Origin of the sequence: Chryseobacterium sp. SIMBA_028 (assembly GCF_046535285.1) — a bacterium.
Taxonomy (GTDB): domain Bacteria; phylum Bacteroidota; class Bacteroidia; order Flavobacteriales; family Weeksellaceae; genus Chryseobacterium.
Genome location: NZ_JAWRWZ010000426.1, coordinates 1 through 262 on the forward strand (window position 1 = coordinate 1; position 262 = coordinate 262).

Below are 262 nucleotides of genomic sequence, written 5' to 3' on the forward strand. Positions count from 1 at the left end.
ATTGGGTGGAGGCCGTAGAGCTTGCATCTCGCTTGGAAAAATTAGAATGGCGAAATGGATGGCTTATTGGGTGGCGCGATATTTGTAGAGCGACGGACTCAGCGTCGCCATGATCAGCTTCAAATCCAGCTTGATAAAGAACGTGCAGCGTTGAAGGGCCGCCACCAGGTCATCAGCAGTGCCATGCAGGCCGTTGCAAAGTCACTGCCCTCATTTCATTGGGGCGTGCTCAGTGATGACGACAAGAATCGCAATCGCCCGT

At 53.1% G+C, this 262-nt stretch carries 1 protein-coding gene; it reads left to right on the plus strand.

Annotation, left to right across the window (positions count from 1 at the left end):
* Positions 1 to 54: 54 nt before the first annotated feature.
* The coding region (locus tag SCA31_RS23990; RefSeq protein ID WP_410699501.1) for a hypothetical protein at positions 55 to 262 on the plus strand (208 nt) is incomplete at its 3' end.